Annotated in this window: 7 protein-coding genes; 4 read left to right on the top strand and 3 right to left on the bottom strand. The window is 74.0% G+C overall.

Annotation, left to right across the window (positions count from 1 at the left end):
* The first annotated feature begins 113 nt into the window (after positions 1–113).
* Entirely contained in the window at positions 114–1,220 is a 1,107-nt protein-coding gene (locus tag ABTY56_RS28995) for a hypothetical protein (protein WP_350632189.1), read from the top strand.
* A 77-nt stretch (positions 1,221–1,297) separates the two neighbouring features.
* On the opposite strand, the gene ABTY56_RS29000 is transcribed toward ABTY56_RS28995, so the two are convergent.
* On the bottom strand, positions 1,298–1,873 hold the full coding sequence (locus tag ABTY56_RS29000; protein ID WP_350632191.1) for a TerD family protein: 576 nt from the start codon (positions 1,871–1,873) through the stop codon (positions 1,298–1,300).
* 136 nt (positions 1,874–2,009) lie between these two features.
* A complete protein-coding gene (locus tag ABTY56_RS29005; RefSeq protein WP_502893207.1) occupies positions 2,010–2,507 on the bottom strand; it encodes a hypothetical protein in 498 nt (165 codons plus the stop codon).
* Positions 2,508–2,610: 103 nt separating this feature from the next.
* On the opposite strand from ABTY56_RS29005, the gene arfB reads away from it, so the two are divergent.
* Positions 2,611–3,045, top strand: a complete 435-nt coding sequence (gene arfB, locus ABTY56_RS29010) for an alternative ribosome rescue aminoacyl-tRNA hydrolase ArfB (RefSeq protein WP_350632194.1) — start codon at positions 2,611–2,613, stop codon at positions 3,043–3,045.
* Positions 3,046–3,055: 10 nt separating this feature from the next.
* Here the strand turns inward: arfB and ABTY56_RS29015 are convergent, their stop codons facing one another.
* A complete protein-coding gene (locus tag ABTY56_RS29015) occupies positions 3,056–3,583 on the bottom strand; it encodes a flavin reductase family protein (protein ID WP_350632196.1) in 528 nt (175 codons plus the stop codon).
* A 372-nt stretch (positions 3,584–3,955) separates the two neighbouring features.
* Between ABTY56_RS29015 and ABTY56_RS29020 the strand changes: the two genes are divergently transcribed.
* Both ABTY56_RS29020 and ABTY56_RS29025 read left to right on the top strand, forming a co-directional pair.
* Positions 3,956–5,746, top strand: a complete 1,791-nt coding sequence (locus tag ABTY56_RS29020) for a GGDEF domain-containing protein (RefSeq protein WP_350632197.1) — start codon at positions 3,956–3,958, stop codon at positions 5,744–5,746.
* Between the two features lie 190 nt (positions 5,747–5,936).
* Positions 5,937–6,929, top strand: coding sequence for a hypothetical protein (locus tag ABTY56_RS29025; protein ID WP_350632199.1), 993 nt, complete (start codon positions 5,937–5,939; stop codon positions 6,927–6,929).
* The last annotated feature ends 195 nt before the right edge of the window (positions 6,930–7,124 follow it).

Consider the following 7,124-nt stretch of genomic DNA (forward strand, 5'->3'; position numbering starts at 1 on the left):
ACCGCCCCCTGTCAAGGGCGGAAGGGGACCCTGGGCTGACAGAGCCCCAATTCGCACGCTAGTTTCTTGGCATGTCTCGCGGACGCCACCGTCATTCCTCCGTCCTCGGCCGGGTGTTTCCCCCCACCGCCGCCGGCGTACTGCTGGTAGCCGCTCTGGCCGCTCTGCTTTTCAGTCAGGACACCATCCTGGTGCGCTCGGTGGGCATCGCCGCACTGATCGCGACACTCGGCTTCGCGCTGTTGCTGCGTCAGCGGGACAAGGCGGCCCGGGCGGCCGCCGAGATGTCCGCGGCCCAGCGGATGCGGGCCGAGGAGCGGTTCGAGGAGCAGCTGGCGGAGGCCGAGTACGCGGCCGAGGTCGCCGAGGAGCGCGCCACCCGGTTCGGGCGGCGGCTGACGGCGGAGAAGTCGCGGCTGGCGAAGGCCGAGACCGAGATCGCCCGGCTGCTGCGCGAGCGCGCCGTGACGGTGGCCGAGCAGGCGCTCAAGGAGGCCGAGGCGGCCCAGCGGGCGCTCGCTGCGAGCCGTCCCAAGTACCCGGCCAGTCCGGCCGCCTACGTGCGCGCGGCGGCCGTGCTGCGGCTGCTGGAGCGCCGCGCGGCCGAGCAGGAGGCGCAGCGGGCGCGGACGGCGGGCGCGGAGGTCGCACTGCGGGCGTCCGCGGCTCCGTCGCGGGTCCGCCCGGCCGCCCCGGCGACGCAGGCCGCCCCGGCGCCCGCGCCGATGGCCGTGCCCGCTCCGGTGGCGCCCGCGGTGCCCACGCCGGCCCCGGCGCCGGTGGCCGAGCCGTCCGTGCGGCCCGCGCCGCTGCGTCCGGCGCTGACGGCGACGGTCGGTCAGCTCGGCGGGGCGCAGGCCGCGCCGGCCGTGGCGCCCGTACCGGCGGAGCGGCAGCGGCCGAGGCCGGCGCAGTCCGGGCAGGTGCGCGGGCAGGGCTTCAGTTTCTTCGGCCGCGGCGCGGGCGCGCCGGTCCGGCCGGCGGCTCCGGTGTCGGCGGTGGGCAGCGTCGCCGAACTCGGGGAGCGGGCCGACCTGGCGGACGTGGTGGGTGACGAGGCGGTGGCCGCGAAGGCCGAGGCCGAGGCCCGGGCGGCGGAGTCGGGCGCGGTGCGCGGGGACGCGCGGGAGTCCGAGCAGGGCGAGCCGACCGTGGTGGACCTGACGCCGGAGGACGAGACCGAGCTGATCCAGCTGCCGGAGCTGCGCGCCTCGCGCTGAGCCGGGTGCACGAACGCCGCGGCGCGGGAAGTCGGACGGACCGGCTTCCCGCGCCGCGGCGTTTCAGGAGGGGTGCGTCAGATCTGCACGCCGAAGTCCTGGGCGATGCCGGCCAGGCCGGAGGCGTAGCCCTGGCCGACGGCGCGGAACTTCCACTCGGCGCCGTTGCGGTAGAGCTCGCCGAAGATCATCGCGGTCTCGGTGGCGGCGTCCTCGGAGAGGTCGTAGCGGGCGATCTCGGCGCCGCCGGCGGCGTTCACCACGCGGATGTAGGCGTTGCGGACCTGGCCGAAGCTCTGGCCGCGGGCGGTGCCGTCGTAGATGGTCACCGGGAAGGTGATCTTCGTGGCCTCGGCCGGCAGGCCGGCCAGGTTGACGTTGATCGACTCGTCGTCGCCCGCGCCCTCGCCGGTGCGGTTGTCACCGGTGTGCACGACCGTGTTGTCCGGCGTGCTGGTGTTGTTGAAGAAGACGAAGTGGGCGTTGGACAGCACCTTGCCGTCCGCGTTCAGGACGATCGCGCTGGCGTCGAGGTCGAATTCGGCGCCGGTCGTGGTGCGGACGTCCCAGCCCAGGCCGACGGTGACCGCGGACAGGCCGGGGGCCTCCTTGGTCAGCGAGACGTTGCCACCCTTGGAGAGGCTCACTGGCATGGCGTTTGCTGTCCCTTCGTTCGCTTCGTGCGCTTTTCCCCGGGACAACGCAATACCCGGGGGGCTTGGTTCCGCAGGGTTCGTGAATTCTTCGCGGGGGTGAATCCCGGGGGCAAAGCCCTGGCAAAGGCGGCCGTCAGATCCGGCGGAACCGGCCCTGCAGCGACCAGATGTTCGGGTTGTCGGCCAGGTCGGGGTGCATGTCGAACAGGTCGGCGAGGGTGTCCTGGAGGAAGTCCCGGGACTCGCGCCGCAGGTCGCTGTGGCGGACCACGGCCGGCGGCTCGTCCGGCAGCCAGGTCGCGGTGACCTCGACCCAGTTGAAGCGGCGGGCGAAGCGCAGCAGCTCGGTGTTCTGGGTGAAGTCGAGGTCGGCGGTCTGCACCCGGGCGGCCCGGCTGCCGTCCGGGTCGCGGTCCAGCTGCTCGGCGATGTCGCACAGCGCCCAGGCGAAGTCGAGCACCGGCACCCAGCCCCAGGCGGTGGACAGCTCGGCGCCCTCGGCGTCCAGGTAGACGTCGCCGCAGAACAGGTCGTAGCGCAGGGCGTGCACGGACGCGCTGCGGTAGTCCGTCTGCGGGGGGTCGGGGAAGCGGTTGGAGAGGGAGTAGCCGAGCTCGATCACGTACGCCATTGTCGGGGCTCGCGCCGCATGCGGGTAACCGGGTGCCGGGTACGGGGAGGCAGGGCCCGATTAACCGGGTGACCCGGACGGCCGGGCGCGGGATGATGGGCGCATGCCCGAGCCCATCCGCGTACGGGGGTCGGTGGTCGTCCCCGACGCCGAGCTCGTCTGGCGCTTCTCGCGTTCCTCCGGCCCCGGTGGCCAGCACGTCAACACCTCCGACTCCAAGGTCGAGCTGCGCTTCGACCTGGCGTCCACCGGGGCGCTGCCCGAGGTGTGGCGCGAGCGCGCCCTGGAGCGGCTGGCCGGGCGGCTGGCGGACGGCCGGGTGCTGGTGGTCCAGGCCTCGGAGTTCCGCTCGCAGTGGCGCAACCGAGAGGCGGCCGCGGCCCGGCTGTCGGCGCTGCTGACCGAGGCGTGCGCACCGCCGCCGAAGGCCCGGCGGGCGACCAAGCCGAGCCGGGGGATGGTCGAGCGCCGGCTGTTCAACAAGAAGCACCGCTCCGACGTCAAGCAGGGCCGCCGGGCGCCGCGGGGCGGCGAGTAGTTCGGCCTGCTCAGCCCAGGGTGCGGTAGCCGCCGCGGAAGTAGAGCAGCGGACGGCCGCCGGGGTCGGGCACCACGGCCTCCAGGACGCGGCCGAGCAGCAGGGTGTGGTCGCCCGCGGGTATCCGCTGTTCGGTGCGGCACTCGACGGTGGCCAGCGCGCCCTCGATCAGCGGGGCGCCGGTGCGCGGGCCGCGGTGGTGCGCGGTGTCGGCGAACAGCAGTCGGTCGCTGAGCCGGCCCTTCATGGCGAAGCGCGAGCCGAGCGTCTTCTGCCCCTCGGTCAGTACCGAGACCGCCCAGGTGTCGACCCGGGAGAGCACCTCGTCCATCCGGGAGTCCTCGCGGACCGAGATCAGCACCAGCGGCGGCTCCAGCGACACGGAGAGGAAGGACGTCGCGGTCATGCCGATGTCCTCGCCGTCCTCCGGGTCGTGGACGGTCACCAGGCTCACGCCGGCGGCGAGCTGGGAGAGTGCTGCCCGGAACTCGTCGGGCGTGGCGTGGGGGGCAGCTTCGGGCTGCGGGGACGAGTACACGTACCGCACGGTAGTCGTCACCCGCGGGAAACGGCATCGGGCCTTGGTCGTAGGACCGGCGGAGCGTCCGGGGGGTTGCGGTCGCAGGTCGGACTCACTCCCAGGGGTGAAGCGGACGGACCGGTGGGTGCAGCCGGCTTCAGCCCGTGGCCGGTGCGGTCGACCAGGAAAAAAGGTCCCGATAGCGTTATGTGTCCCGTTATGGGGCGGATGAACTGATTACGGGCGCATTAGTGTCGTGTGATTTAAGTCACAAGTGGTGCCCTATTGCTGACCGAGCGTGCCGAACGCTGTGCTCCCTGTGATTCAGTTCTTCTGGCAATCGGACGATAACCAATCAAGAACTATCCGAAGCAGCCGGGGAGCCCCCGCATGGAAGCCGAGTCGGAGCCGTACGTCCGTCTCGCGACCCTCCGCACCTTGCACCGGGTCGTGGCGGACCTCAACGCTGCCCGCAGCCTCGCGGGCACGCTGCAGGCCGTCGTCGAGGGCGCGGTGCACGGGCTCGGCTTCGACGCCGCCGCGGTCAGCCTGGTCCGCCCGGACGGCGACCTCGTGGTGGCGGCCGTCTGGGAGCTGGAGGAGAGCCCGATGGGCGGCCCCTCCGTACTGCTCGGCCAGGTCGGCTCCCGGGAGTCCTGGGACCGGCTGCTCGGCGTCAGCGACCACTGGGGCACCCTGCGCTTCCTGCCGTACGACCGCGGCTGGGCCGTCGCCAGCGACATCCCGCGCTGGATCGGCGACGGCCCGCTGCCCGTGTACGCCAACGACTGGCACCCCGCTGACGGGCTGCTCGCCCCGATGTACAGCGCCGGCGGCGACCTGCTCGGGGTGCTCTCGGTGGACCGCCCGCGCAGCGGCAAGCGGCCCGGCGCCTGGACCCGCGAGGCACTGGAGATGTTCTCGCTGCAGGCCTCGATCGCGATCGGCAACGCCCGGCTGCGGGCCGAGATGCAACGCGCGCTGGCCCGCCTGGAGAAGGAGCAGCAGGCGCTGCGGGCCAGCGAGGAGAGCTTCCGCCAGGCGTTCGAGTACGCGCCCAGCGGGATGGCCATCACCGAACTGCACGGCGCCGGGCGCGGCCAGCTGACCAGGGTCAACGACGCCCTCTGCCGGCTGCTCGGCCGCCCCCGCGCGGTGCTGCGCCAGCAGAGCTTCGCCGACCTCGTCCACCCCGAGGACCGGGCCCTGCTGGAGCGCACCAGCGCCGAGAGCGGCCGGGCGGAGCTGCGGCTGTCCCGGCGGGACGGCGGCTACCAGTGGGTCTGCCTGCGCAACTCGATCGTGGCGGACGCGGCCGAGGGGCCCAGCTTCCTGCTCACCCACGTCGAGGACATCGAGGACCGCAAGCGGCACGAGTTCCAGCTCGCCCACCGGGCCAGCCACGACGCGCTCACCGGTCTGCCCAACGGCGCCGAGCTCAAGGCCCGGCTGGCCCGCCGGCTCTGCGCCCAGCCGCAGCCGGTCGGCGCCGCGCCCGGCCCGGCCGAGGCGGCCTACCCGCCGCCGTACGGCTACCCGGCCGACTCCTACAGCGCCCACGCGGCCCACGACGGGCTGGAGGGCGCCGACCCGTACGCCGGGGCGGTGCACGGCTACGGGCTGCCCGAGGGCGTCCCGCCGCCCGGGCTCGGCCCGGGCTACGGGGAGCACGTGCACGCGGTCGTCCCGGCCGACCACGGGCCGGGCGGCGACGTCTGGTCCGCCCCGTTCCGCTCCGGCGGCGCGGCCGCGGTGGACAAGGGGCTCGCGGTGCTCTTCTGCGACCTGGACGGCTTCAAGTCGATCAACGACCGGTTCGGCCACAACGCGGGCGACGCGGTGCTGGTCGAGGTCGCCCGGCGGCTGAGCCAGGCCGTCCGGGACGGCGACACGGTGGCCCGGCTCGGCGGCGACGAGTTCGTGGTGCTGGCCGACGGCATCGGCCGCGAGGAGGCCAAGGACCTCGCCCACCGGCTGCGCAACGCGATCATCCCGCCGATGCGGATCGACGGCCGGGCGATGCGGGTGGGGGTGAGCCTCGGGATCGGCTGGGCGGGCTGCGGGATGAGCATCGAGGAGGTGCTGCACACCGCCGACGAACGGATGTACGACGAGAAGCGCGCTCGCGGCGGGGCGGTGCGCGGGGCGCGCGGCGAGCGCTCGCACCGGCGCGCGGGCTGAGACCGGACGCGGGCGTACGGCACGGCCCCGGCGGCCCCGACGCCGCAGGTGGGTTCCGGGTTACCCGTGAGTTGTCAAGGGTTCTTTTCCTGCTGTCACGTGCGGCAGGTAGGGTGCCCGGTACGACAGCGTCCATGATCTGCGCCGCCCGCAGCCCGGCGGCGCGCACCGGATGGGGGAACAGACCACCGTGACGACCGCCGGCAGCAACGGAGTGCCCGAGGGCCAGGGGGGCGGTGCCCCGCAGGACGACGACCCGTTCGGCTACCTCTACCGCCCGGCCGACGGCTCCACCGGGCAGCCGACCGAGCCGCAGCAGGGTGTTCCCCGTACGTCGTACAACCGGCCGATGGAGGTCGGGCGCGCCCAGTACGGCTACGGCTACCCGCCGCGGCAGCAGCAGCCGTACGGTCAGCCGGGCATGCCGCCGCAGGGGCACCCGGGCGGTCAGCCGCAGGCCCCGTACGGCCAGCCCGGCGTGCCGCAGCAGGCCGAGTACGGCGCCGCCCCCACCCAGCAGAACCGCTACGCCGAGCACTCCCGCCCGCAGCCGGGGGACGAGCGGCCGAGCAGCGGCCGGAGCAAGGGCGCGGTGATCGGCGCGGTCGCCGTGGTCGCGGCCATCGCGATCGGCGCCGGGATAGCGCTCTCCACGGGTGGCGACCCGGACGGCAACAAGAACGCCAAGGGCGGCGCCACCACCGCCGCGCCCGGCCCCGCCACCCCGGCGCCGACCGGCTCGACCGCCGGCGGCACCCCCTCGGCGAGCGCCACCCCGATCACCGGCCCGTCGACCGTGGACGCGAGCCAGCTGCAGGGGCAGAACGCGCCCTCCGGGAACACCGTCAAGGGCGCCAAGTCGGCCGACGGCAGTTACCTGACCCTCCAGCCGGGCGGCTCGGTGACCTGGAACGGTGAGATCGCCACCGCCGGGTCGTACAAGCTGACCGTCCACTACAACTACCTGGGCCCGGACATCAAGGGCGCGGCCGCGGTGAACGGCAAGGACTGGCCGTCCGGGATGACCTACAAGGTCTACGGTCCGGCTCCCAAGGACCAGAACTCCGCCTGGTACACGACGTGGATACTGCCGCAGTTCGTGGCCGGGCCGAACTCGGTGACCTTCACGGTGCCCTCCGGGGCGGTCCTGGTCGACCAGGTCACCATCGAACCCGGCGGCTGAGCCGCCGCCCGTCCGTCGACGCACCACGGCCGCCCGTCCCCGTCCCGGGGAGGGCGGCCGTCGTCGTTCCGCGGCGCGGTGCGGCGGTCAGGCGGGCTTCACGGTGGAGAACCGGTCGGCGCCGACGGCCCAGCGGCCGCGGCGCATGACGGCGACCAGGTCGTGGCTCTCGGAGTCGACCACGACGAGGTCGGC

This window comes from Kitasatospora sp. NPDC097691, from assembly GCF_040302665.1.
In the GTDB taxonomy this organism is placed as follows: Bacteria; Actinomycetota; Actinomycetes; order Streptomycetales; family Streptomycetaceae; genus Kitasatospora.